The following is a 25,911-nucleotide window of genomic DNA, read 5'->3' as shown; positions in this document are numbered from 1 at the left end:
CGCTGCAGCATTATCTACAACCGTAATTTCTATTTGAAACTGTAGTAACTAGTCGTACGTTTCAACTAGAGACGATCCGTTGTTTTCTCGAATTTATCCGTTACGTTTAACGCAGATTATTTACAGCCCCGCCCCAGTTTGCCCCCAACACTGACCCCTATTCAGCGGACGGGACAACAACAGCAACCGCCGATTGGATACCTGAAGTTGCAGCATCGCCTTGTCCGTTTGCGGATGGTACGCGTGCGAAAACGGGTAAGGCTCCTTCTGTCCCTGGAGCTGACAATGACACCTGGCCACCGGCATGGCTATTTCCCCGTCCCCCTTCACCTGAACTATGTCTGGCGCGTCCTCGCGATGCTGTTGTTGCCCATGCCAGCAGCGCTGGCGTGCACGACAACCGGCACCAGCATCATCTGCAATGACGCGGCGTCGGTGCTGAACTGGAACACGGTCACCAGTAGCGCCAACGACGTCTCGGTGCTGGTGACGCCGACGGGCCAGTCCGCGGGCCCCCTGCTGGGATTGCCGGGTTCGGCCGCCGTCAAGCTGACGGGCCGCAATACCACGCTCACCAACCAGGGACTCATCGATCCCACGCTGTCCCTGGTGGCGCTTGGCACGTCGGGCGCGATCATGGGCAACGCGTCAAATGCCGGTGCAGTGCGTGTCAACAACAGCGGCACCCTGTACGGCGCGGGCCTGTCGGTGCTTGGCCTGCAGGTTCTCAGCACGCTGGACGGCACTGCCCTCTCCTTGCGCAGCAACGCCACGGGCAGCATCAACATCGACAACTCGGGAACGATCGGCTTGAAGCCGGGACTGCTCTCCCTGTCGCTCCTCAATGCCAGCCCGGTGATTGCCGCCTATGGCGGCGCGCCGGTCACCGTGAACAATGCGGCGGGCGGGGTCATCAACGGGCGCGTCGGGCTTGGCCGTTCCGCCACCGGCAACAGCTTCGTCAACGCGGGTGCAATCAACGGCAGCGTGAGCATGGGGCAGAACAGCACCAACACGTTCACCGCCGTGACGGGATCGACAATATCCACGGGCGGCGCGGATGTCGGCGTCGATCTGGCCGTGGCGGGCCTGGACGTCAGCATCGCGCTGGGCTTTGCCCAGGGCGGCACGGTGGACGGCGGGGCGAACGGCAACAACACGCTCGTGCTGCAGAATCCGGGCGCATCCGGCACCACCGGCACCGGCACAGCAAGCGCGTCGGTGTACCGCAACTTCAACAACCTGCGCGTGAATGGCGGCACCTGGACGCTCAACGGGCCGCTCGTCAGCGGCCAGTCCACGTTGAACGGCGGCCTGGTCAACTTCGACAGCAACACCGCGTTCGGCACCGGGACCCTGATCGGCAACGGCGGCGCCATCTCGCCGGCCACGCCGGGGTTGTCGCTGGCAAACGCCATCCAGCTCAATGCGGGCGGTCTGGGCGTCCAGGGCGCGAACAATCTGACGCTGGCGGGCGTCATCTCCGGCCCCGGCGCGCTGGACAAATCCGGCGCGGGCGTCCTGACGCTCAATGGCGCGAATGCGCATCTGGGCGGCGTGCGGCTGGGCGGCGGCAGCCTGGCGCTTGGCGGCAACAGCGCGCTGGGACTGGGCGATCTGGTCGTGTACGGCGCGTCGTCGCTGCAACCCGGCAGCGCCACCAGCCTCTCCAACAACATCGTGCTCAATGCCGATCTTGCGCTGGCCAATGCGTCGGCCCTCACCCTTTCCGGCGCGCTGTCGGGCGGCTCCGCGCTGGTCAAGAGCGGCGCCGGCGTCCTGACGCTGACAGGGGCGAATTCGCATGGCGCGACGCGCATCAGTGCCGGCGGACTGGTGGTTGGCAACAACACCGCATTGGGCGCGGGACCGCTTACGGTCAACGGCGCGGCGACGCTGGCCTCTTCCACCAGCGTCGCGCTGCAGAACGCGATCGTGCTGAACAATGCGCTGACGCTGAACGGCACGGAAACGCTGACGCTGAATGGTCCGATCAGTGCCGCCGGATCGCTGGTGAAGACCGGTTCGGGGGTGTTGAACCTGAACGGCGCCAACACCTATGCGGGTGGCACCACGCTGGCTGGCGGCACGGTGAACGTGGGCGCGTCCGGCGCGCTCGGCACCGGCGCGGTCACCGTCAGCGGCGCCACCACCCTCGCCGGTTCGGGCGTGGCGCTGGGCAACAACTTTGCGCTGAACAACGCGCTGACCGTGGCCGGCGCCAACAACCTCACGCTCAATGGCACGTTGTCGGGAGCCGGCGGCACGCTGGTGAAGACAGGCACCGGGGCCTTGACGCTCAACGGCACCAACAGTTTCGGCGGCGGCACGCTTGCAGCGGGCACGATCGTCGCCGGCGCGAACAACGCGCTGGGAACCGGCGTGATCAACGTGACCGGCGCGGCCACGGTGGATAGCGCCGCGCCCGTCAGCCTGGGCAACCAGTTCGTGCTGGGTGACCGGCTTACTGTCGGCGGCAGCCAGGCGCTGTCGCTGGCCGGCACGCTGTCGGGCGGCGGCACGCTGGTCAAGAACGGCAACGCCAACCTCACCTTGTCGGCCGCCAACACGCACACCGGTGGCGTACTGCTCAACGCGGGCCAGTTGACGCTGACGAACGCGCAAGGGCTGGGCACCGGCCTGCTCGACGTCCAAGGGCCGGCGACGCTGGCCGCGGGCAATCTGACCGTTGGCAACAACATCCGCCTGGGCAACACGCTGGGCATCGCCACCGGCGGACAGGCGCTGAACCTGTCGGGCAACCTGTCCGGCGGCGGCGCCATCGCCTTGAACGACGCCGGCACCTTGACGCTGTCGGGCAACAACACGCATGGCGGCGGTGTCGCGCTGAACGCGGGCACGCTGATCGCCGCGAGCGATACGGCGCTGGGTAGCGGCACGCTTGCCGTCGGCGGCGACGCCACGTTGCAGAGCACGGCGTCGCGCAACTTCGTCAACAACGTTGCGCTGAACGGCAACCTGACCGTGGGCGGCGCAAACGATATCGGATTGGCCGGCGCCATTGCAGGACCGGGCCGTGTGGTGATGAACGGCGCGGGCACGTTGACGCTGTCAGGCGCCAACACGCATGCTGGCACGACGATCAGCAGCGGCACGGTGCTGGCGGGCGCGGGCAGCCTGGGCGCAAGCGTGCTGAACAATTCAAAGCTGGTGATCGGTCAGAACGCGGACGCGACCTACGCCGGCGCGATCAGCGGTTCGGGCAGCGTGGATGTGGCGGCCAATGCGCAGACGTTGGTGCTGAGCGGCGCCAACACGTTCACGGGCGGACTGAACCTGCTGTCCGGCACGGTGGAAACGCGTGGCGGGCAGGCGCTGGCGGACAGCCTTGCCGTCAACCTGGGCGCCGGTACGGTGCTGCGGCTGGCGGACAGCGAAACGTTCGGCTCGCTCGCGGGCACCGGACGGCTGGACCTGGGCGCTGCCGCCACGGTGCAGATGGGACAGGACAACGCCAACTCGATCTTCGGCGGCGCGCTGACGGGCGCGGGCAATGTCGTCAAGAACGGCACCGGCACGCTGACGCTCGCGGGCAACAGCACGCAAAGCGGCACGTTCGATGTGGCGTCGGGTGGGCTGAACGTGAACGGCAGCCTGGCCAGTGCGCAGGTCAATGTGGGCGCGGGCGCGACGCTGGCCGGTTCGGGCGTGCTGAGCGGCCTGACGACGATTGCCTCGGGCGGTGCGCTGTCGGCAACATCCGGCCAGACCCTGACGCTGGGCGGACTGACGCTCAACCAGGGATCGCAGTTCAACGTGGCGCTGGGCGCGCCGCAAGCCACGCCGCAGACGCTGGTGCAGGTCAACGGCAACCTGACGCTGGACGGCGACCTGAACGTCACCGATAAGGGCGGCTTTGGCGAAGGCGTGTACCGGCTGATCACTTACACCGGACAGCTTACGGACAACGGGCTGGCGCTGGGCTCCCTGCCCCCGGGCACCGTGCCGTCGAATCTGCAGATCCAGACCGCCGTGAACCAGCAGGTGAACCTGGTGGTGCAGACCACGGGCAGCAGCGTGCAGTTCTGGAACGGCGCCAAGCAGCTTGCCGATGGCACGTTGGCGGGCGGCGCGGGCACCTGGCAGGCGGGTTCGACCAACTGGACCAATCAGGCGGGCGCGCTGACGCAAAGCTGGACCGGCAACTTTGCCGTGTTCGGCGGCACGTCGGGCGGCGCCGTCACCGTGGCCGGTGAACAGGCCGTGACCGGCATGCAGTTCTTCACCAATGGGTACACGCTGCAAGGCGGCGCGATCCGGCTGGCGGCCGGGCCCAACAATTTCCGCGTGGATCCGACGCTGACCGGCACGGTGAACAGCGTGATCCGGGGGGCCGGGGGACTGAACAAGCGCGACCAAGGCACGCTGGTGCTAGGCGGCGCGAACGAATACACGGGCGGCACGCAGATCAGCGAAGGCGTGCTGCAGGTCAGCGCCGACAACAACCTGGGCGCGGCCGGCACCGGCCTGACCTTTGCCGGCGGCACGCTGCGCGTGGCCGGCACCGGCTACACCGGCACCTCGCGCGCCATCGATATCGGCGCGGGCGCGGGCTTCGACATTGCCGATGCGGGCAACGTCTTTACGCTGAACCAATCCCTGTCCGGCGCGGGCCGCATCACCAAACTGGGCGCCGGCACTCTGGCGCTGGGCGGCGACAACAGCAGCATCGGTGGCGTGACCCTGGCCGACGGCACGATTGCCGCGGGCAGCAACACGGCGCTGGGTTCGGGCGTGCTGAATGTCACGGGTGGTGCCGGGCTCAACGCGACAACCGCCGTGACGCTGGCCAACGACGTGGCCATCGGCGCGGGCGCGACGTTGACCAATGCCGGCACGAACGACTTGACGCTGAACGGCGCGGTGTCGGGCGCGACCGGCTCGCTCGCGAAGGCGGGTAGCGGCACGCTGACGCTCGCCGGCAACAACACCTATGGCGGCGGCACGGCGCTGATCGGCGGCGCCATCCGCGTGGGCAGCGACTCTGCGCTGGGCACTGGCGCGCTGAACGTTGCCGGGGCGTCCAGCCTGCTGTCCGACGGCACGCATGCACTGAACAACGCCATCGTGCTGGGCGCTGCCCTGACGACGGGCGGGGCCGGCGATCTGACGCTGAACAACACGATCACGGGCGGCGGGACGCTCATCAAGTCGGGTGCTGGCTCGCTCACGCTGAACGGCGTGAACACGTACGCCGGAACCCGGCTGGACGGTGGCCGTCTGGTGCTGGGCAACGACGGCGCGATCGGCGCCGGGCCGTTGACCGTCACGGCCGACGCCGCGGTGGACAGCGCCTCCGCCCTGTCGCTGGGCAACGCGATCAACGTGGCGGCCGGCGCCGATCTGACTCTGGCGCAATCGCAGGACGCCACGCTGCTGGGCACCGTCAGCGGCGACGGTGGCCTGATCGCTGGCGGCACGGGCACGACGCTGACGCTTAACGGCGCCAACACGTACACGGGCGGCACGCAACTGAACGGCGGCAACCTGCGGCTGGGCCAGAGCGGTTCGCTCGGCACGGGCGCCCTCCTCGTCAACGCCGGCGCCAGCCTGTCGGGTGTGACGGGCGGGCCGGCGCTGACGCTGATCAACGACACGACGCTGAATGCAGCATTGAACGTGACCGGCGACCGCGACATCACGCTGAGCGGCGTGGTCGACGGCACGGGATCGCTGACCAAGAGCGGCGCATCGACGCTGACGCTGGCCGGCGCAAACACCTATGCCGGCGGCACCACGCTGACAGCGGGCGTCTTGCGCGTGGGCGACGATTCCGCGCTGGGCACCGGGAATCTCACGGTCAATGGCGCGGCAACGCTGGGCTCGACCCAGGCGGTGACGCTGGCCAACAACGTCGTCTTGGGTCAGGCGCTGAACCTGGACACGACGAACGGATTGCGCTTTGACGGCGAGATCTCCGGGGCCGGCGGCCTTGCCGCCACGGGCGCGGGCGCGTTGACGCTTGCTGGCGCCAACACCTACGCGGGCGGCACGCGGATCGACGGTGGCACGTTACGGGTTGGCGGCGATACGTCGCTGGGCAGCGGCGCGCTGAAGGTTGACGGGGCGGCGGGCCTGCAGGCGCTGAACACGCCGGTGATACTGGCCAACGCCGTCGCGCTGAACGGCGGGCCGCTCGAAGTGTCGGGCGCGCAGAACGTGACGCTGACGGGCGACGTATCCGGCGCGGGCGGCCTGGCCAAACTGGGCGCCAACACGCTGACGCTGACGGGCGAGAACACCTATCAGGGCGGAACCACGCTGGCACAAGGCCTGATCGTGGCCGGTTCGGACCAGGCGCTGGGCACGGGCGCCCTCACTGTCTCGGGCGATGCGGCGCTTGACGCGGCAATGGCCACGACGCTGAACAACCAGATTGCGCTGGCGGGCGGCGACCTGACCGTGAACGGCGGCCAGAATCTGACGCTGACGGGCGACATCACCGGCGGCAACGCCTTGATCAAGAACGGCGGCGCGACGCTCATGCTGTCCGGCAACAACGGCTACACCGGCGGCACGACGCTGTCGGCCGGCACGCTGATCGCCGGCAGCGATACCGCGCTTGGCACGGGCGCGCTGGATGTCACCGGCAACGCAACGCTGTCGGCGGCCGATGGCGTGACACTGGCCAATGCGGTGTCGCTGACCAACTCCCTGACGGCGGACGGCGCGGGCAATTGGACCCTCGGCGGCGACATCACCGGCAACGGCGCGTTGGTCAAAACCGGATCGGGCACGCTGACGCTGGCCGGCAGCAACTCCTACGCCGGCGGCACGCAGCTGCAGGCCGGCGCCATCACGGGCGACACGGACAGCATCACCGGTCCAGTCGTCGCCAGCGCGGGCACCACCCTCACCTTCGATCAAGCCGCGACGGGCACTTACGTCGGCGCGCTGTCCGGCGCGGGTAATTTGGAAAAGGCGGGCTTGGGCACTTTGACGCTCGGTGGCAGCAATTCGCTGACGGGCGGCGTCGGCGTCGCCCAAGGCACGCTGGTCACGCAGGGCAACAACCTCTTGGAATCGGCCTCCGGCGTGCGCGTCGATGGCGGCGCCACGCTGCAACTGACCGGCGCCGAATTCATCGCCGCGCTTTCCGGCGCGGGCAAGCTGCAGGTGGATGGCAGCCTCGGCCTGGGCGGCGCGGCCGACAGCGTCTTCGGTGGCGAGCTGGCCGGCGCGGGCAACATCACCAAGACCGGCGCGGGCACGCTGGCGCTGAACGGCGCCAGCACCCACACCGGCGTCTTCGACATCAACAGCGGCACGGTGAACCTGGGCGGCACGCTGGCCAGCAACACGGTCAACGTCAACGGCCCGGCCGCCACCCTGACCGGCACCGGCACGGCCAACGGCAACGTGAACGTGAACAACGGCGGCCGGATTGCGGTGAGTTCCGCCGCACCCGGCGCGCTGATCCTGGGCTCGCTGACGTTGGACAACGCGTCCTTCATCGACGCGCAATTGGGCGCGCCCAATGCCGGCAGCCTCATCAACGTGCACGGCGACGTGGACCTGAACGGCACGCTGAACATCGACGGCACGCCCGACTTTGGCGTGGGTGTGTACCGCATCATCGCCTACTCGGGCGCGGCCACCTCCCTGAACCTGGCGCTGGGGACCCTGCCGCCGGGCTTCATCACGCTGCAGACCAATGTGGCGGGCCAGGTCAACGTGCTGAACGAGTCCCAGGCTGGCGAGATCCAGTTCTGGCAAGGCGGCACGGGCACCTGGGACGCCACCACGCAGAATTGGGCCGACGCCACCGGCACAGCCGCCACGTGGGGCAGCCGCTTCGGCGTGTTTGAAGGCACGGCGGGCACCGTTACGCTGGCCGGCACGCAGGGCTTCCAGGGCCTGCAGTTCTCCACCGACGGCTATACGCTGACCGGCGGCGCGCTGAACGCATTGCCCGACAGCAATGGCGTGGCCACCTTGCGTGTCGAACCGTCGATGACCGCGACGCTGGACACGACCCTGCAGGGCAATGCGACCATCGCCAAGCGCGACGGCGGCACGCTGGTCTTCACGCAGGCCAACACCTATGTTGGCGACACGCGGCTGGAAGGCGGCGTGCTGGAGATCAGCGCCGACAACCAGCTTGGCAACGCCGCCAATCGCGTCGTCTTTGACGGCGGCACGTTGCGCTACGCCAATGCCGCGCCTGGCACGACCACGCGCAACCTCGCGCTGGAAGGCGCGGGCGCGATCGACGTCACCGACGGCGCGTACACCGCGGCCGGCACGATATCCGGCACGGATCCCACGGCCACGCTGACCAAGACTGGCGCGGGCACGCTGGTGCTGGCGGGCGCCAACACCTACGCGGGCGGCACGGTGCTGCAGGACGGCGAGATCAAGGTCGCCGCCAATACGGCCCTGGGCACCGGCTTGTTCACGGCAGCGGACGGCACCACCCTGTCGAATGACATCGCCGTCGCGCTGGAGAACGACGTCGCGCTTCAAGGTGGCGTGACCGTCGCGAACGGCGCGGCCATGACGCTGTCGGGCGATGTGTCCGGCGCGGGCGGCATCATCAAGACCGGCCCCGGCACGCTGACGTTGACGGGTGCGAATTCCTACGAAGGCGGCACGAGCCTGAATGCCGGCCAGATCACCGTGGGAGCGCCGGGCGCGCTGGGAACCGGCACGCTGACCGCGGCCAACGGCACGGCGCTGGACGCGTCCGCGCCCGTGGCACTGGCCAACGACGTGCAGCTCGATGGCGCGCTGACCTTGCCGGGCAGCGCCGCGTTGACTTTGAATGGCGACATCGGCGGGACGGGCAGTCTTATCAAGAACGGCACGGACACGCTGGCGCTGAACGGCGCAAACAGCTTCCAGGGCGGCGTGGCGCTCAACGGCGGCACGCTTGCGCTGGGCAGCGACACGGCGCTGGGCGTCGGCCGCCTGACCGCCGCCGACGGCACCACCTTGTCAGCCAGCGTGCCAGTCAACGCCGCCAACGCAATCACGCTGGCCGGCGCCACGACGATCACCGGCGCCGACCTCGGCCTGTCGGGCGACATCGATGGCGCGGGCGGCCTGGTGAAGACCGGCACGGGCGTGCTGACGCTGTCGGGCGACAACAGCTACCAGGGCGGCACGCAGCTTTCCGGCGGCACGCTCGCCATCGGCAGCGACACCGCATTGGGTTCGGGCGTGCTGACCGCGGCGGGCGGCACCACCCTGCTGGGCCTGGGCGCCTCGCTGACCAACGACGTGCTGCTGCAAGGCCCGGTCACGGTGGGCGGCGCTGGCGACCTTGCGCTGAACGGCGTCGTGTCTGGCACCGGTCCGCTGACCAAGGGCGGCACGTCGACGTTGACGCTGGGCAACGCCAACACTTACAACGGCGGCACCGTGCTGGCCGGCGGAACGATCATCGCGGGCAACAACGCCGCGCTGGGCACCGGCGACCTGACCGTCGCCGGCGCGGGCACGCTGCAGGCCGGCGCACCCGGAATCGTGCTGGGCAACGACATCGGCCTGGGCGCGCCCTTGACGGTGTCGGGCGTCAACGACCTGACGCTGGCCGGTAACCTCACCGGCGCGGGCAGCCTCGTCAAGACGGACGGCTCGACCCTGACGCTGACGGGCCAGAACCAGTACACGGGCGGCACGACACTGGCCGGGGGCACGCTGATCGGCGACACCAGCAGCCTAACCGGCAACATCGCCACCTCGGCGGGCACGTCCGTCGTCTTCAACCAGGCGCCCGGCACCGGCACGTACGCCGGCGCCATCACGGGCGGCGGCGGACTGGTCAAGGACGGCGCGGGCACGGTCACGCTGACCGGCCCCAACGCGTACACCGGCGGCACGGTGATCAACGCCGGCACGCTGGCCGGCAACGCGACCAGCCTGCAAGGCAACATCACCGTCGTGGACGGCAGCGCCATCGTGTTCAACCAGAACGGCGCCAACGGCACTTATGCCGGCAACATCAGCACCACGGGCAACAACACGGGCACGCTGACCAAGGACGGCAACGCTTCGCTGACCTTGACCGGCAACAACAACGTGGGCGGCGGCACCACCGTCAACAGCGGCACCCTGCTGGTCGACGGCACGCTGACCGGCGGCCCCGTCACGATCAACCCCGGCGGCAATCTGGGGGGCTCGGGTTCGGTCGCGGCCGACGTGGCACTGGAAGACAACGCGCGGCTGGTGGCGGGCACCCCGGGCAATCCGATCTCGTTCGCGCGCAGCCTGGCGCTGTCCAACGGCACCCAGCTCGACTTCACGCTCGGCACGCCGAATTCGGCGACGACAGCCGTGACCGTGGCGCAGAACCTGCGGCTGGACGGCGTGCTGAACATCACGGATGGCGGAAACCTGGGCACGGGCGTGTACCGCTTGTTCGCCTATGGCGGCACGCTGACCGACAACGGCGTGCAGTTCGGCACGCTGCCGTCCAGCCTCGCCACCGCCGACCTGACGCTGCAGAACCAGCCCAACCAGATCAATCTGGTGCTTCAGACGCAGCCCGGTGAGATCCAGTTCTGGAACGGCGCCAAGACCACGCCCGACGGGATCATTGCGGGCGGCACGGGCACCTGGAACGCCGTTACCACCAACTGGACCGACACGGCGGGCGCCAGCGCCGACCGGTGGAACGACAAGTACGCGGCGTTCTCGGGCGCGGCGGGCACGGTCACCATCGAGGGCACGCAAAACGTGACCGGCCTGCAGTTCCTGACCGACGGCTACACGCTGCAAGCCGGCACGGCCGGCGCCATCGCGATCGCACAGGCGCAGACGCCAGTGCGGGTCGAGAACGGCGCCACCGCCACGATCGACGCGCCCATCACCGGCGCGGGCGGCATCGACAAGCTGAACGGCGGCACGCTGGTGCTTGGCGGCGTCAACACCTACACCGGCAACACGGCGATCCGCAGCGGCGTGCTTGAGGTCAGCGCCGACAACCAGTTGGGCAACGGCGGCGGCGTCTCCCTGAATGGCGGCACGCTGCGCATCCCGGACGGCGCTTTCGCCACCACGGCCCGCAACCTCTCGCTCGATGGCGCGGGCGGCGGCATCGATGTGGTGGCCGCCGGCCAGACCTTCACGCTGAACCAGCCGATCAACGGCACGGGCGCGCTTGCCAAGCTAGGTGACGGCACCCTGGTGTTGAACGGCGCCAACGGCTACACGGGCGGCACGGTTATCTCCGGCGGCACGCTGGAAGGCAGCAGCACCAGCATCGCGGGGGCCGTCAGCACCGCGTCCGGCACCACGCTGCGCGTGAACCAGGCGACCGACGGGGTGCTGTCCGGCCCAGTCAGCGGCCAGGGCCAATTGGTGAAGGAAGGCGCCGGCGCGCTGACGCTGGCCGGCGTGTCGAGCTACAGCGGCGGCACGCAGGTCAATGCAGGGACGCTGATTGGCGACACGTCCAGCCTGCAAGGCGCCATCGCCAACAACGCGGCGCTGGTCTTCAACCAGGGCGCGGACGGCGTGTTCAATGGCACGTTGTCGGGCTCGGGGAGCCTCGTCAAGCAAGGCGGCGGCACGCTGGCGATCGACGGCAACCATACCTACACGGGCAACGCCATCATCGCGGGCGGCACGGTTCTGCTTGGCAGCGCGCAGGCGCCCGCCACGCTGCCCGCTTCGGTGCAGGTCAATCCGGGCGCCACGCTGGCCGGCAATGGGACGATCGCCGGCCTCAGCAACGCCGGCACGGTCCAGAGCTCGCCCGCAGCGGGCGGCGGTTTGAAGGTCAGCAACAACTTCAGCAACGCCGCTGGCGCAACGCTGGCCGTGAACGTGGGACCGACCGCGGCCACCAACGTCCACGTAGCCGGCACGGCGACACTCAACGGCGCACTGCAGGTGACCAACACCGCCCCGCTCACCGCAAACAGCACCTACACGGTGTTGACGGCGGATCAGGGTGTGCAAGGCACCTTTGCCTCGACCACCCTGCCCCAGCTCGCTTTCCTGGACGGCGCGGTGGCTTACGACCCCAACAACGTCACGGTGACCTTCCAGCGCAACGACACCGGGTTCGAGACGGTCACGGACACGCCGAACCAGAACGCCGTCGCGCAAGCCTTGGGGCAGATCAATCCCGGCTCGCCCCTTTACTCGGCGATCCTGGGGTTGAGCCGGGACGAGGCGCCGGAAGCCTTCAAGCAGTTGTCGGGCGACAGCCACGCCTCGTTGTCGTCGGCGCTGGTGCGCAGTTCGGAATCGGTGCGGACGTTGCCGCTGAATCACCTGCGCGACAGCCTGCGCAGTGAAGGCCGCGGCCAGGACGGCGCGTGCGGCGAGCCGGGCCGCAGCGCGGGCGGCTACGCCGAGCGCTTCTCGTGCCAGCGCAACGTGTGGACCGAAGTACTGGGCAACTGGCAGAGCCAGGATGGCGACGGCAATGCGCCCAGCTACCGCCAACGCACCGGCGGCGTGCTGGCCGGTGGCGACATCCGGGTGGGCGACGGCTGGCGCGTGGGTGTTGCGCTGGGCTACCAGGACAGCACGATCTGGCAGGACAGCCGCAACGCCAAGGCCGACGTCGACAGCTACAGCGTCACGCTGTTCGGCGGCAAGTCGTTCGTCCAGCCCAGCGGCAACGCGTGGAACGTCATGGCTGGCGCGTCGTATAGCTGGCAGGACATCGAGACGAAGCGCAACCTCGCCATCGGCGGCGCCAGCCAGGAGCTGAAGGCAGACTACCGCGGCAACACCACGCAGATCTTCGGCGAACTGGGCTACGCCATGCCGGTTGCGCCGAACGCGACGGTCGAACCCTTTGTCGGCGCGGCGTGGATCAAGCAGCGCATGGGCGGCTTCTCGGAAGACGGCGGCTCCGCGGCCCTGTCGGCGGACAGCCAAAGCAACGACGTCACGACCACCACCGTCGGCTTGCGCGGCAACCTGGACACGCAGATCGCGGGCGCGCCCGCCCGCCTGCGCGCCACGCTCGGCTGGCGCCACGCCATGGGAGACGTGGACCCCGACCGCACGATGGCTTTCGGCTCGGGTCCGGCGTTCACGGTGGCGGGCACGCCCATCGCCCGCAACGCCGCAGTGGCCGAGGTCGGGGCGGAAGTGGCTGTGTCGAAAAATGCCGCGATCGGCCTGAGCTACCAAGGCCAATTCGGCAGCGGCAGCCGCGAGAACGCGGGCTTCCTGAACGTGCGCTGGAACTTCTGACGCACGCGGCGCCATCCGGCTGGTATCCGGATGGCGCCTGTCCGACCCGCTCGCGGCCGAGGGCGCAATGCCTTCGGGCGATCCGTTTGGGCCGCATTGACACCCTTGATTTAGGCGCTTTACGCTAGCCCGCACTCGTGGTCCAACCGGGCGTGGTTCTGCCCTGGCGCACCAAGGTGCGGGAGGCGCGTCATGACGCTATGCAGACCAGGCGCATTCGCGTGCGCATTGCTGATGCTGGGTTTCCTGGCTCCGGCCGGGGCTTTGGCGGCATGCAGCGACAAAACCGTGCGCGGGCTGTCCGACGCGGGACGCAGCGTGGCCACCATCGCCAAACGCTGTGGCATGAGCGTGGCGGCCGTGAAGGAAAGGCTGGGCGCCGGGGCCGCTGCGGCAAAACCTGCGGCGACGTCAGGGGATAATCCGGCGGAAAAGTCCGCTGAAGAACCCGCTGAAAAGTCTGCCGCAAAATCCGCCGAAAAACCCGCTGCAACTGCCGCGACGCGATCCGCGGCGACTTCGGCCACGACAAACGCGGCCAATGCTGCCAAGCCGGCAGGCAAGGCGCCCGTCGAGCCGCAGAAGCTCCCGCCGGGCACTGTGCTGGAACTGTGCGGATGCTACGGCAGCATGGAGTACGGCTTCACCGAGCCGAACGCGCAATGCGTCAGCGGCAAGGCGGTGGCGACGCGGTGTCCGGGCTATTGCCCCGTGAACCGGTCGCCGTGGCGCCGCATCTGCAGTTGAGGCGGTCAGCCCGCCCCGCTGCCCCGTCAGTCGGCCGCGCTGACCTGCGGCTGATGCGGACGCGCATGCACCTGGTCGATGCGCAAGCCATCGCGGCGCGTCACCTCGAAGCCCCAGTCACGCAGCAGCACGGTATCGCCTGCCTCGGGGATCCGGCCGCCCGCGCGCAGCAGGCAACCTGCCAGCGTCGCATCGGGATAATCGTCCGCCAACGCCGGCGCATCCAGCAGGCGCGCGGCTTCGTCCACGGACAACCGGCCGCCCAGCAGCCATGAACCGTCGGAAAGCTGCAAGGCCTCGGGCAGATCTTCCTGATGTTCAGGCAAGTCGCCCGCCACCGCTTCCAGCACGTCCAGCGGCGTGACCAGGCCTTCACACACGCCGTGTTCATCGACCACGATCAACATGTGGTCGCGCGAGGCGCGCAGCTCATCCAGCACCTTCAGCACCGGCGTCGTTTCCATCACGTAGCGCGGCTCGCGCGCCAGTTCCACGAGGTCGATCGGACCGGGGTTCTGCAGCATCGGCAGCACTTCCTTGAAGTGCAGCACGCCCAGAACGTTTGCCGGGTCGCCCGCGCACAGCGGCAGGCGCGAATGGCCGGTGGCGAACTTGCGGACGATGATGTCAGGCGTGTCGGCCACGTCCAGCCACGTCATATCGCCGCGCGGGACCATGATGGAGCGGATGTCGCGGGCACCGATGGACAGTACGCGCTCGATCATCGAGCTTTCCTCCGGCGCGAAGGCGGGCTCGTCACCCGCACCGTCGACCAGCGCCACCACTTCGTCCGCTTGGGATACGGGTTGGCCAGCGCGGCCGCCGCGCAAAAGGCGCAACACGGCCTGCGCCGTGCGTTGACGGCGGCCCAGCGCATGCGTGCCCCGTGCGCGGTTGCGGCGCGCCAGCTGGTTGCACAGCTCGATCAGGATCGAGAAGCCGATGGCCGCGTACAGGTAGCCCTTGGGAACATGGAAGCCCAGGCCTTCCGCGACCAGGCTGAAACCGATCATCAGCAACAGGCCCAGACACAGGATCACAACCGTCGGATGGCGTCCCACGAAGGCCATCAACGGGCGGCTGGCGAGCATCATGACGGCCATCGCGACCACGACGGCGATCATCATGATGCTCAGGTCCTGCACCATGCCCACGGCGGTGATGACGGAGTCCAGCGAGAACACGGCGTCCAGCACCACGATCTGCAGAATGACCTGCCAGAAGACGGCGTGCTGCGGCTTCTGCGTCTGGTCTTGGCTGGCGCTGCCTTCCACGCGTTCGTGCAGCTCCATCGTGCCCTTGAAGAGCAGGAACAGGCCGCCCAGGATCAATATCAGGTCACGCCCGGAAATCTCCGCGCCCATCACCGTGAAGAGCGGCGCGGTCAGCGTGACCACCCACGCAATACTGGCCAACAGGCCCAGGCGCATCACCAGCGCGAGCGTCAGGCCGATCAGGCGTGCGCGATTGCGCTGTTCGGGCGGCAGCTTGTCCGCCAGGATGGCAATGAACACCAGGTTGTCGATACCCAGCACAATTTCAAGCACGACCAGCGTCGCCAGGCCAAGCCAGGCGGTGGGGTCGGACATCCAATCGAAAATCATCACTTTTCCACGGAAAACGTGAGCGGACGCGCAAGCGATGCGCGTCGGCAGGAAGGCGTTTTTTCAGCGGCGCGCAGCTGCGGCAGCGCAGGCGCGCGGGCGGGCGCGGCCTGGCGCGGCGGCGCACGGCCGCCGAGACGCGGCGTGGCCGCGGTGGCGCTAAGGGATCCGGCGCGCAGGAACGCCCTGGGCGCGGCAGCAGGAGGAGAAGATGACGGGCGCCGGCAGATGTGCGGCGCCCTGCTAGGAGGAGGGTCTTCGTTCATAGATGGCGGATGGCTCCAGGCTGCCGAAGCAGCAACAGTCGGAATATCCGCCGGGCTCTCTTTCTTACAGGATCCTGAATATTACCTGAAACCGAATATCGCGCGACGTGGAGCCCGGCATTGCGCCTATTGCCCACGCATGTCGGCCGTGCCGCCAGACCCCGACGATGCGCCCGACCCCGGCATGCCGCCGTGCCCGGTCGAACCCGTATTGGCGCCCGTCGCGCCCTTTGCGCCGCGCGTGTCGGCGCCCGCGTCATCCTGCCGGGGGCTTGATCCCGCACGTGGCGAATCGCGCTTCGCGTGATCGCCCTTTTTACCTTGCGCGGACTTCTGGGTCGTCCCGGACTGTTGATGCGACTTGGGTTGGCTGGTCGTGCGCGCGTCGGGCGTAGTCGTCTGCGCCTGGGCAACAAGCGTTTTTTCAATACGCTGCGCCGAAACGCTGGTAGCAAGCAAGCCGCTCATGGCCGTAGCGCACAGATACAGAATCGGATGTTTCATGGTTGCTCCTTCGTCGGCAACGGTGACACACTGAGCCCCAGGCCAACGGGCTGACGCGGGATCTCTTTTCATCCAGGGGCAAGTCGCGTGCCTGCCTCGCCATGGGAGCGAACCATGAGTGATAAACCTGTACCCGGCCGGCGGGGGCTGCTCAAAGCCCTGGCTGTCGGTGTCCCCGGCGCTGCGTGGGCCCCCCGCGCGATCAGCGCCCCGGAACCTGCCTCCCCCACTCCCCATCAAGACACTGCCGCCACGGGCGGCGCCGCCAATCGAACGCTCAAATTCTTCAATGCGCAGGAAGCATTGACGATGGACGCCATCGCCGCGCGCCTGATTCCGGCCGACGATCTGGGGCCGGGGGCCAAGGAAGCCGGCGTGACGCTGTTCCTGGACGGCCAGCTCGCCGGCGCCTGGGGCGCGGGCAGCCAGCTCTACCGCCAAGGCCCGTTTGAGCAAGGCACGCCGGAACAGGGTTACCAGCTATCGTTCACGCCGGCCGAGATGTTCCGCCGCGGCCTCGCCGCGCTGGACGCTGCCACGCGCAAGCAGGACGACAAGCCGTTCGCCGAGCTGGACGCCACGCGGCAAGACGCCTGGCTGCGCGACATGCAGGAAGGCAAGCCGGATTTTTCGCCGTTGCCGTCAGGCGTGTTCTTCCAGGCCTTGCTTGAAGGCACGATTGAAGGCTTCTTCTCAGACCCGCTGTACGGCGGCAACGCCGACATGGTGGGCTGGAAACTCGTGGGGTTTCCGGGCGCGTTTGCCTCGTTCTCCAACGACATCGAGCGCCATGGCGTGATCTGGGCCGGCCAGCCGGTGTCGATTGCCAACGCCCTGAGCCACAAGATGACGCCGGGAGGCAAGCATGGCTAAATCGCTACCTGCGGTGGACGTGGCGATCATTGGCGGCGGGTGGACGGGCGCCATCATCGGCAAGGAGCTCGCGGCCGCCAATCAACGGGTCGTGGTGCTGGAACGGGGCGAGGCGCGCTGGCCCTCGCCCGATTTCCAAGGGCCCAACGTCCACGACGAACTCAAGTACACACGGCGCCACGAGCTGCATCAGGACGCCGCGACGGAAACCTACACGTTCCGCAACAGCACGGACCAGAAGGCGCTGCCGATGCGGCGCTGGCAATTCGCCTACCCCGGCACGCACCTTGGCGGCGCGGGCAATCACTGGTCGGGGGCCTACTACCGCTTCGATCCCACCGACTTCGTGATGCGCAGCCATTACACCGAACGCTATGGCGCGAACATCTTTGACAAGGAATTGACCTGTCAGGACTGGGGCGTGACATACGACGAGCTGGAGCCGTACTTCGACCGCTTCGATTACCTGATCGGCGCGTCGGGCCAGGCCGGCAACATCAAGGGCGAAAAACAGGAAGGCGGCAATCCGTTCGAGCCATGGCGCTCGCGCCCCTACCCCAACCCGCCCATGAAGGTGCCCTACGCACCCGCGCTGTTCGGCGAGGCCGCGCGCAAGTTGGGCTATCACCCTTATGTGCAGCCGTCCGCACTCTGTACGCGGCCTTATGTGAATACCGAAGGCCTGCACATGAGCGCGTGCGTGTACTGCGGATTCTGTTCGAACTTCGGCTGCGAGCACTTTGCCAAGGCCTCGCCGCAGGTCTGCATCCTGCCCGTGGCCATGAAGATGGAGAACTTCGAGATCCGCACCGGCGCGCACGTGCTGCGCGTGGAGCTGACGCCGGACAAGAAGCGCGCCCTCGGCGTGACGTACGTGGACGCGGCTGGCGAAGAGGTCTTTCAGCCCGCCGAGCTCGTGTTCCTCTGCGCATTCGGCATCAACAACGTGCGCCTGCTGTTGCTGTCCGGCATCGGCAAGCCCTTCGATCCGGTCACGAACACCGGCGTCGTGGGCCGCAACTACACGCACCAGACCACCTCGGGCGTGAATCTGTTTTTTGATGAGTCGGTCAACATCAACCCGTTCATGGGGGCCGGCGCGGTCGCGGTGACGATGGACGATTTCAGCGCCGACAACTTCGATCACGGGCCGGTGGGGTTTGTGGGTGGCGGCTATCTGCAGATCCAGGTGGTCAGCGGCGCGCCCATCGGGTTTCATCCGACGCCCAAGGGCACGCCGTCGTGGGGGTCCGAATGGAAGAAGGCCGTCGCGCGCCACTACAACCATGCGGCGAATATCACCATCACCGGCTCGGCGCAGCCGTGGCGCGGCGGCTATCTGAGCCTGGACCCCACCTACAAGGACGCGTGGGGCCTGCCGCTATTGCGCGTGACCTACGACTTTCCCGACAACGACATCCGCATGTCGGCGTTTTTGACCGAGAAAGGCGATGAGATCGCGCGGGCCATGAAGGGCATCGTGCGCACCGAGCCCGGTCCGCGCAAACGGCCGTTCTCGGCCACGGCGTACCAGTCCACCCACCTGACGGGCGGCGCGGCGATGGGTGACGATCCCAACACCAGCGTCGTCAACCGCTACGGGCAGTCGTGGGACGTGCCCAACGTGTTCGTCACGGGCGCGGCGCTCTTTCCGCAGAACTCGGGCTACAACCCGACCGGCACCGTGGGCGCCACCGCCTACTGGATCGTAGAGAAAATCAAGGCGGACTATCTGCGTTCGCCGGGCCCGCTGGTGTCATCATGAGCGAAAACCGCACAGGCATTCTCTTCACCCTCGGGCTGATGATCGCGGTGCCGGTCATCACGCTGGTTGCCACGGGAGTCCAGATGATGGGCGCCGGCGGCGACGAGGCCATCCGGGCGTCCGCCGTGCCCCAGCCGCCGCCGCAAGCAGTCAGCGCGGCGCCGCAGATCCCAGGCGGGCAAGCCGCCGCGCCGGCGGCATCTGGCATAGCACCGGCCACGCCTGCCGCAGCGGGCACGGCGCCCGCCCCGATGAAACCCGTGCCCGGACGCAGCGCCACCGATTTCACCGCGTCGCGCCCCGATTGGGAAAAGTGGCTGCGCGAAGCCGACCCCGAGGCGGGCAAGCAGCTTGCCGCCAACGGCAAACCCGCGGCCGCCGTGCAGGCGTGTGTGGCCTGTCACGGCCCCGCGGGCATCACGCCCACAGGCGGCATCTTCCCCAACCTTGCCGGCCTGCGCAGCGAATACCTGGCCAAGCAGCTTGCCGACTTCCGGGCGGGCACGCGCGTGCAGCCGCTGATGAATACCATTGCCCGTGCGCTGACCGAAGAAGAAATCGGCCAGGTGGCCGCCTACTACGGCACCCTTGCCGGACCGCCGTTGCACGTGGGCGAGTTCGGCGGCGAGGCGGCCCGCAGGCTGGACGTCGATGGCGACGGCGCACGCGCGCTGCCCGCCTGCGCCAATTGTCACGGCATGCGCGGCATGGGCGAAGGGCCGCTGCTGCCGCGGCTGGCCGGTCAGTCGCGGGAATACTTCACCGACCAGATGAACGCGTTTCGCAATGGCTCGCGGCAGAACGACGACGTGGGCGTGATGCGGGCGTTCTCGCAACGCCTGACCGACGCCGAGATCCAGGCGCTGGCGGCGTATTACGCCGGGCCCGCGCCCGCGCCGCGCTAGCGTCGCGGGCGGAATGCGGTAGGAACAGCTCGAGGGGAGTACAATCGCGTCCGCCGCATCCGCAATGGGTGCGCGTCCGCGACGCTGTCGCGGTCCCAGATGGACCCGGCTTGCCGGGTGGCTCGGCCGGGCGCCTATCCCTCGGACAACTCTCAAGCACCACGGGCGCTCGCCCATAATTTGCCGCGCACGCAGGCACCGCGATCCACGCCTGGCGCTTGTTCAATTCTGCTTAGCCAATCGATGTCAGTTCTTTCCAAGCTTCGCCGCGACTGGATGGCCAATCCGCGCGCGGACATTCTGTCGGGCGTGCTCGTCGCCCTTGCCTTGATCCCTGAAGCCATCGGCTTTTCCATCATCGCGGGCGTCGACCCCAGCGTCGGCCTGTACGCCTCGTTTTCCATCGCGTTCATCATTGCGTTCATGGGCGGGCGGCCTGGCATGATCTCGGCCGCCACGGCCGCCGTCGCGGTGCTGGTCGCTCCACTGGTGCGCGACCACGGGGTCGGCTACCTGTTTGCCGCCACCGTGCTGATGGGCGTCGTGCAAATCGCCGCCGGCTTCCTGCGGCTGGATCTCTTGATGCAGTACGTGTCGCGCTCGGTCGTGACCGGCTTCGTCAACGCGCTGGCCATCCTGATCTTCATGGCGCAGCTGCCGCAGCTGATCGGGGTAACGTGGGTGACCTATGCCATGGTGGCCGCCGCGCTCGCCGTCATCTATCTGCTGCCCCGGCTCACCACCGCCGTGCCGTCGCCGCTGATCGCCATCATCGTGATGACGGCCGTATCCATCTTTGCGGGCCTGAACGTCAACACGGTGGGCGACATGGGCACGCTGCCGTCGGCGCTGCCGTCGTTCATGATTCCCGACGTGCCCTTCACGCTGGAGTCGCTGCGCATCATCCTGCCGTACTCGCTGACGATGGCGGCGGTGGGCCTGCTGGAGTCGATGATGACGGCGCAGATCGTGGACGACATGACCGACACGCCCAGCGACAAGCGCCGCGAGTGCAAGGGCCAGGGCATCGCCAACATCGTCACGGGCTTTCTGGGCGGCATGGGCGGCTGCGCCATGATCGGCCAGTCGGTCATCAACGTGCGCGCCGGCGGCCGCACGCGGCTGTCGACCTGCGTGGCGGGCGTCTTCCTGCTGTTCCTGATCGTGGCGCTGGGCCCGCTGGTGGCGCAGATTCCGATGCCGGCGCTGGTGGCCGTGATGATCATGGTGTCCATCGGCACCTTCAACTGGCGCTCGCTGCGCAACCTGGGCTCGCATCCGTGGCAGTCGTCCGTGGTCATGCTGGCCACCGTCGCCGTGGTGGTCTGGACGCATGATCTGGCGCGCGGCGTGCTGGTGGGCGTGGTGCTGAGCGGCCTGTTCTTTGCCGGCAAGGTGAAGAGGCTGCTCGACGTGGACACGTCGCTGTCCGAGGACGGCCGCACGCGCACCTACCGCTACGCGGGCCAGATCTTCTTCGCGTCGGCCTCGCGGTTCTCAGCGGCGATCGACTTTCACGAAGCCGTCGACCACGTGGTGATCGATTTGTCGGCCGCGCACTTCTGGGACATCTCGGCCGTCGGTGAACTGGACAAAGTGACGCTCAAGCTGCGCCGGACCGGACGTCAGGTCGACGTTGTGGGGCTGAATGAGGCCAGCGCGACGCTGGTCGGCCGCTACGCGCAACCGGGCGCGTCCGCGGGGCACTAGCCCACGCCGCGCCCGTCATCTGGCTCAGGATTCGACGAAGGCCAGGATCAAGCCGCCGGTTTCCAACGGCGGCACGACGATGCGGGACTTGTGTGCCTGATGCGCCACGCCCGCGGCTGCCAGCACCTCCTGCACTCGCGCCAGCGCATCGGTGCGCAGCGTCAGCGCCGCGGCGCGTTCGCCGCCCGCGATGAGCGGCGCGGCATCCACGCCAAAGCGCGTCTGGATGCCCGCTGGCGTCAGATACAGAATGCTGGCGCGGCCGGCGGCAACGGCCACGCCGTCCTGCACTGGCTGCGCCGCGCCGGGGCCAAATGCCTGCTCCAGCAGTTCGGCCGAGGCCGCGGGTTCGTCAGTCACGTATACGTATTCGGCAATGCCGCGCACTCCATTGGGGTGTTCCCGCCATTCAGGCCGCCACACCAGTTCCGGCGTTTCGTGCTGGCAGAAGAACACCCGGCCATTCGGAATCAAGTCTGCACGGATGCGCAGCGTGCGAAAACGCGCATCGCCCAGCGTCTGTCCGGCCGCGGTGACCGGCCGATGGAAGCTGCGCGCACCCTCGCCATCCAGCGGCACGTCGCGGTTGGCAAGATCCTTCCAGGTCGCGTCGGCATTGGCCGTCTTGAACACCAGTCCCGCGAGACCCAGCGGATGCTCCCAACGTGCGCCCGGGATATCGGCCTTGGGCGGCTCGACGCCGATGAGCTCCAGATAGTCGTCGCCAAAGATCGCCAGATGGTTGCTCGACCCCAGCGAGTGGTGGCCCCGGTCGGTGAGTTGAAAGCCAAGCCGGCGAAAGCGCGCCGCTGAGGCGTCCAGATCCAGGCCCGCCTGGATGACGACGTGATCGATGCGTAAGGTCACTCAAACTCCTTGAACAATGATTGGGGCGCCGCCGGTTCAGGCGGCGAGCCGCGTCGCGACCGCGGCCGGGTCCCAGCGGCGGCCCGGCACGGCCGCCAGCAGCGCCTGCGTGTAGGGATGGGAGGGATTGTTGAACACGTCGGCGCACACGCCCTCTTCCACGACGCGGCCCGACTTCATGACGGCGATGTGATCGCAGACCTGCGCTGCCACGCGAAGATCGTGCGTGATGAAGACGATGGACAGGCCCAATTGCTCGCGCAACCGGGCCAGCAGCGCCAGCACCTGCGCCTGCACGGACACGTCCAGCGCCGACACCGGTTCGTCGGCGATCAGCACCTGCGGCCGCATCGCCAGCGCGCGCGCCAGACCGACGCGCTGGCGCTGGCCGCCCGAGAATTCGTGCGGGAAGCGCCGTACGGCGTCGGGTGACAGGCCCACCAGTTCGAAGAGTTCCTGCGCGCGGGCCAATGCCTCGCGGCGCGGCGTGCCGTGCACTATGGGGCCCTGCGCCACAATCTCGCCGACGCGCTGGCGTGGGTTCAGCGACCCGTACGGGTCCTGGAACACCATCTGCACGCGCTGCGCATGGGCGCGGCGGGCGCGCGCGCCCTTGAACGACAGGGGTTCGCCGGCCAGCGTGATGTCACCGCCATCGGGCGGCAGCAATCCCAGCAGCGTGCGCGCCAGCGTGGACTTGCCCGATCCGCTTTCACCCACGATACCCAGCGTGCCGCCGCGCCGCAGGGTCAGCGTCACGTCGTCCACCGCATGTGTCACGCGGCCGGGCCGGCCGAACCAGCCGCGTTTGCGGTAGGTCTTGGACAGCCCCTGCGTGGTCAGGATCGCGGGCGCGCTGGCGTCCAGGTCGGCTCGGGCGGGCGCGGGCGCCAGCGGCGGCACCGCGGCAATCAGCGCGCGGGTGTAGGGATGGCGCGGATGCTCCAGCACCTGGTCGGCCGGCCCGCTTTCCACCAGCTCGCCGCGCTGCATGACGGCGACGCGGTCTGCAATCTCGGCCACCACGCCAAAATCGTGCGTGATAAAGAGAACGGCCGTGCCCTTGCGGCGCTGCAGGTCGTGGATCAGATGCAGGATCTGCGCCTGCGTCGTGACGTCCAGCGCGGTCGTCGGTTCGTCGGCAATGAGCAGCGCCGGTTCCAGCGCCAGCGCCATGGCGATCATCGCGCGTTGCCGCTGTCCGCCGGACAGCTCATGCGGATAGGCGCCCAGCGCCTGGACGGGGTCGGGCAGCCGGACGGATTCCAACAGGTCCAGCGTGCGCTGCCGGATCACGGCGCGCGACAGCCGGGTATGCGTGCGGAACACCTCGGCGATCTGGTCGCCGATGGTACGCAGCGGATTGAGCGCGGTCATCGGTTCCTGGAAGATCATGCCGATGCGCTTGCCGCGCAACCGGCGCAGCGCCTCGGGCGCAAGCTTCAGCAAGTCCTGGCCTTCCCACAGCACGCGTCCGGCGCTCGCCTGCACGCCTTGCGGCAGCAGGCCGAGAATGGTGCCGGCGGTCAGCGATTTGCCCGAGCCGCTTTCGCCCACAACGCACACGATCTCGCCCGGGTTGACCGCCAGCGACAGATCGCGGAGCGCATGCGGCCGGTCGGCGCCGGGCGGCAGGTCCACGGTAAGGTTTTCGATGCGGAGCAGTTCGGTCATGATCGTTTCAGCCTGGGATTGAGAGCATCGTTCACCCCCTGCCCGACCAGCGAAATCGCCAGGACGGTGAGCAGGATGGCAATGCCGGGAATGGCGGATACGTACCACTGCACCCGGATCACCCCGCGGCCGCCGCCGATGAGGTTGCCCCAGGACGGCACGTTGGGGTCCGACAGGTTTAGAAAGGCCAGCGCGCTTTCCAGCAGAATGGCGGTGGCCATGATGACGCTGGCGTAGACGATCACGGGCGGCAAGGCGTTGGGCAGGATCTCGCGGAAGATGAGGCGCAGGTCGCCCATGCCCAGCGCCCTGCCCGCCTGCACGAATTCCCGCGTCTTGAGCGACAGGAATTCCGAGCGGGTCAGACGCGCCACGGGCGGCCACGACACCAGGCCGATCGCCTGCACGACCGTGCGCAGGTCCGAGCCGAACACGGCCACCAGCACCAACAGCAACAGGAAGTTCGGCAGGATCTGGAAGGCTTCGGTCACGCGCATCAGCAGGTCGTCGGCCAGGCCGCCGTAATAGCCCGCCACGGCGCCCAGCACCACGCCGATCAGCACCGACACGACGGTGGCGGCAAGGCCAATGGCCAACGTGACGCGCGCGCCGTGCAGGATCTGCGCGGCAATGTCTCGCCCAACCTGATCGGTGCCCAGCAGAAAGCGCGCGTTGTCGCCGGGCCATTGAAGCGGCCGGCCCGCCAGGCTGAGCGGATTGCGCGGATACCAGAAGTCGGCGCCCAGCGCGGCCGCGCAGACGGCGGCCAGCAGCACAAGGCCCAGCACGGCGACGGGGCTATGGAAGTATCGGCGTAGCGTTTCCATGGTTCAGCTCCGGACGATGCGGGGGTCGAGCCGCGCATACAGCAGGTCAACGATGAAATTGATGGCGATCACCAGCAGCGCGGACACGAACACGATGCCAAGCAAGGTGTTCAGGTCGCGCTGCACGACCGACTCGTACGCCAGGCGCCCCAGTCCCGGCAAGGCAAAGACGCTTTCGACCACGACCGACCCGCCCAGCATGGTCCCGGCCTGCAGACCCAGCAGCGTCACCATCGGCAGCAGCGCGTTGCGCAGCATGTGCCGCGCCACCACGGCCGTTTCGCGCAGCCCCTTGGCGCGAGCGGTGCGGATGAAATCGTGCGAGGCGACTTCAAGCATCGACGCGCGCATGATGCGCAGGTAGATGGCCAGGAAGATCAGCGCCAGCGTCGCCGTCGGCAGGATCAGGTGCCACGCGATGTCCAGAATGCGGGTCAGGCCGGTGTCGCCGGACGCAATGGTTTCAAATCCGCCGGCCGGCACCCAGTCCAGCCACACCGCGAACACAAAGATGCCCATCAGGCCGAACCAGAAGGACGGGGTGGCGCAGAACACCAGGCCCAGCGTCGAGATCAGCCCGTCGGCCCAGCCATTGACGCGCCGCGCCGCGATGACGCCCAGCGCCATGCCGCCCGCAAAGGCGAACGACAGCGCCGATCCCATCAGCAGCAGCGTCGCCGGCAAGCGCTCGGCGATCACGGCAGCCACGGGCTTGCCATAGATGGCGGAATAGCCCAGGTCCAGATGCGCCAGCCGCCACAGATAGTTGCCCAGGCGCGCGCTGGCCGACTCGTCCAGCTGGTAGTGCGTGCGCATGGCCGCAATGGTGGCGGGGTCAGCGCCGCCGATCTGCGCCACCAGCGCATCCACGGTGTCGCCGGGCGCCAGTTGCAGCAGCAGGAACAGACCCGCCAGGATGATCAGAAGCGCGGGCGCCGCCGCCAGAAGCCGCCGCGCCGCGAGAGTCAGGAACCCCATGCCGTGGTC

General features: G+C 68.3%; 12 protein-coding genes and 1 other annotated feature. Of the genes, 6 read left to right on the top strand and 6 right to left on the bottom strand.

From position 1 onward, the window contains the following. Positions 1–285 precede the first annotated feature (285 nt). Together AC6LJW_RS03895 and AC6LJW_RS03890 are read left to right on the top strand one after the other, a co-directional pair. On the top strand, positions 286–13,182 hold the full coding sequence (locus AC6LJW_RS03895; RefSeq protein ID WP_498086543.1) for an autotransporter-associated beta strand repeat-containing protein: 12,897 nt from the start codon (positions 286–288) through the stop codon (positions 13,180–13,182). A gap of 234 nt (positions 13,183–13,416) precedes the next feature. Further along, positions 13,417–13,929, top strand: a complete 513-nt coding sequence (locus AC6LJW_RS03890; RefSeq protein WP_498086542.1) for a hypothetical protein — start codon at positions 13,417–13,419, stop codon at positions 13,927–13,929. Between the two features lie 26 nt (positions 13,930–13,955). On the opposite strand, the gene AC6LJW_RS03885 is transcribed toward AC6LJW_RS03890, so the two are convergent. Beyond that, positions 13,956–15,533, bottom strand: coding sequence for a TerC family protein (locus AC6LJW_RS03885; RefSeq protein WP_498086541.1), 1,578 nt, complete (start codon positions 15,531–15,533; stop codon positions 13,956–13,958). Between the two features lie 392 nt (positions 15,534–15,925). Further along, complete coding sequence (locus AC6LJW_RS03880) at positions 15,926–16,303, bottom strand: hypothetical protein (protein WP_427986602.1); 378 nt, start codon at positions 16,301–16,303, stop codon at positions 15,926–15,928. Between the two features lie 114 nt (positions 16,304–16,417). Here AC6LJW_RS03880 and AC6LJW_RS03875 point away from each other — a divergent pair, with 114 nt between their 5' ends. The 4 genes from AC6LJW_RS03875 (at position 16,418) to AC6LJW_RS03860 (ending at position 21,556) form a co-directional block, all read left to right on the top strand. Continuing rightward, on the top strand, positions 16,418–17,176 hold the full coding sequence (locus AC6LJW_RS03875; protein WP_498086540.1) for a gluconate 2-dehydrogenase subunit 3 family protein: 759 nt from the start codon (positions 16,418–16,420) through the stop codon (positions 17,174–17,176). Next, positions 17,169–18,941 carry a GMC family oxidoreductase gene (locus AC6LJW_RS03870; RefSeq protein WP_498086539.1) on the top strand — a complete coding sequence of 591 codons (1,773 nt, stop codon included), beginning with the start codon at positions 17,169–17,171 and terminating at the stop codon, positions 18,939–18,941. Before AC6LJW_RS03875 ends, AC6LJW_RS03870 begins: the two co-directional genes overlap by 8 nt. Further along, the gene (locus tag AC6LJW_RS03865) at positions 18,938–19,846 is read left to right on the top strand and encodes a c-type cytochrome (RefSeq protein WP_498086538.1); all 909 of its coding nucleotides are present in this window, start codon (positions 18,938–18,940) and stop codon (positions 19,844–19,846) included. Before AC6LJW_RS03870 ends, AC6LJW_RS03865 begins: the two co-directional genes overlap by 4 nt. A 98-nt stretch (positions 19,847–19,944) precedes the next feature. After that, positions 19,945–19,997: a sequence feature (sul1 is cis-regulatory element that is thought to sense ions involved in sulfur or methionine metabolism; They are found in Alphaproteobacteria), on the top strand. Positions 19,998–20,089: 92 nt separating this feature from the next. Further along, positions 20,090–21,556, top strand: coding sequence for a SulP family inorganic anion transporter (locus tag AC6LJW_RS03860; protein ID WP_498086537.1), 1,467 nt, complete (start codon positions 20,090–20,092; stop codon positions 21,554–21,556). Between the two features lie 24 nt (positions 21,557–21,580). On the opposite strand, the gene AC6LJW_RS03855 is transcribed toward AC6LJW_RS03860, so the two are convergent. From AC6LJW_RS03855 to AC6LJW_RS03840, 4 genes are read right to left on the bottom strand one after another with little or no spacing between them, the layout of a single operon-like run. Continuing rightward, the gene (locus AC6LJW_RS03855) at positions 21,581–22,423 is read right to left on the bottom strand and encodes a VOC family protein (RefSeq protein WP_498086536.1); all 843 of its coding nucleotides are present in this window, start codon (positions 22,421–22,423) and stop codon (positions 21,581–21,583) included. A 36-nt stretch (positions 22,424–22,459) separates the two neighbouring features. Then, positions 22,460–24,097 (bottom strand): ABC transporter ATP-binding protein, encoded by a 1,638-nt coding sequence (locus AC6LJW_RS03850; RefSeq protein WP_427986934.1) that lies wholly within the window; start codon positions 24,095–24,097, stop codon positions 22,460–22,462. Next, positions 24,094–24,924 (bottom strand): ABC transporter permease, encoded by an 831-nt coding sequence (locus AC6LJW_RS03845; protein ID WP_498086535.1) that lies wholly within the window; start codon positions 24,922–24,924, stop codon positions 24,094–24,096. Before AC6LJW_RS03845 ends, AC6LJW_RS03850 begins: the two co-directional genes overlap by 4 nt. A gap of 3 nt (positions 24,925–24,927) precedes the next feature. Further along, positions 24,928–25,902: an ABC transporter permease gene (locus AC6LJW_RS03840; RefSeq protein WP_498086534.1), complete on the bottom strand. Its 975-nt coding sequence runs from the start codon at positions 25,900–25,902 to the stop codon at positions 24,928–24,930. Between the last annotated feature and the right edge of the window lie 9 nt (positions 25,903–25,911).

Source organism: Achromobacter sp. 1012554356, assembly GCF_059760815.1.
This window is presented reverse-complemented; position numbering and strand designations above follow the sequence as displayed.

Bases quoted from the DNA above. Each gene is read 5' to 3' on its own strand.
- AC6LJW_RS03895 (WP_498086543.1), top strand. From the start codon at position 286: ATGACACCTGGCCACCGGCATGGCTATTTCCCCGTCCCCCTTCACCTG.
- AC6LJW_RS03890 (WP_498086542.1), top strand. From the start codon at position 13,417: ATGCTGGGTTTCCTGGCTCCGGCCGGGGCTTTGGCGGCATGCAGCGAC.
- AC6LJW_RS03885 (WP_498086541.1), bottom strand. From the start codon at position 15,533: ATGATTTTCGATTGGATGTCCGACCCCACCGCCTGGCTTGGCCTGGCG.
- AC6LJW_RS03880 (WP_427986602.1), bottom strand. From the start codon at position 16,303: ATGAAACATCCGATTCTGTATCTGTGCGCTACGGCCATGAGCGGCTTG.
- AC6LJW_RS03875 (WP_498086540.1), top strand. From the start codon at position 16,418: ATGAGTGATAAACCTGTACCCGGCCGGCGGGGGCTGCTCAAAGCCCTG.
- AC6LJW_RS03870 (WP_498086539.1), top strand. From the start codon at position 17,169: ATGGCTAAATCGCTACCTGCGGTGGACGTGGCGATCATTGGCGGCGGG.
- AC6LJW_RS03865 (WP_498086538.1), top strand. From the start codon at position 18,938: ATGAGCGAAAACCGCACAGGCATTCTCTTCACCCTCGGGCTGATGATC.
- AC6LJW_RS03860 (WP_498086537.1), top strand. From the start codon at position 20,090: ATGTCAGTTCTTTCCAAGCTTCGCCGCGACTGGATGGCCAATCCGCGC.
- AC6LJW_RS03850 (WP_427986934.1), bottom strand. From the start codon at position 24,097: ATGACCGAACTGCTCCGCATCGAAAACCTTACCGTGGACCTGCCGCCC.
- AC6LJW_RS03845 (WP_498086535.1), bottom strand. From the start codon at position 24,924: ATGGAAACGCTACGCCGATACTTCCATAGCCCCGTCGCCGTGCTGGGC.
- AC6LJW_RS03840 (WP_498086534.1), bottom strand. From the start codon at position 25,902: ATGGGGTTCCTGACTCTCGCGGCGCGGCGGCTTCTGGCGGCGGCGCCC.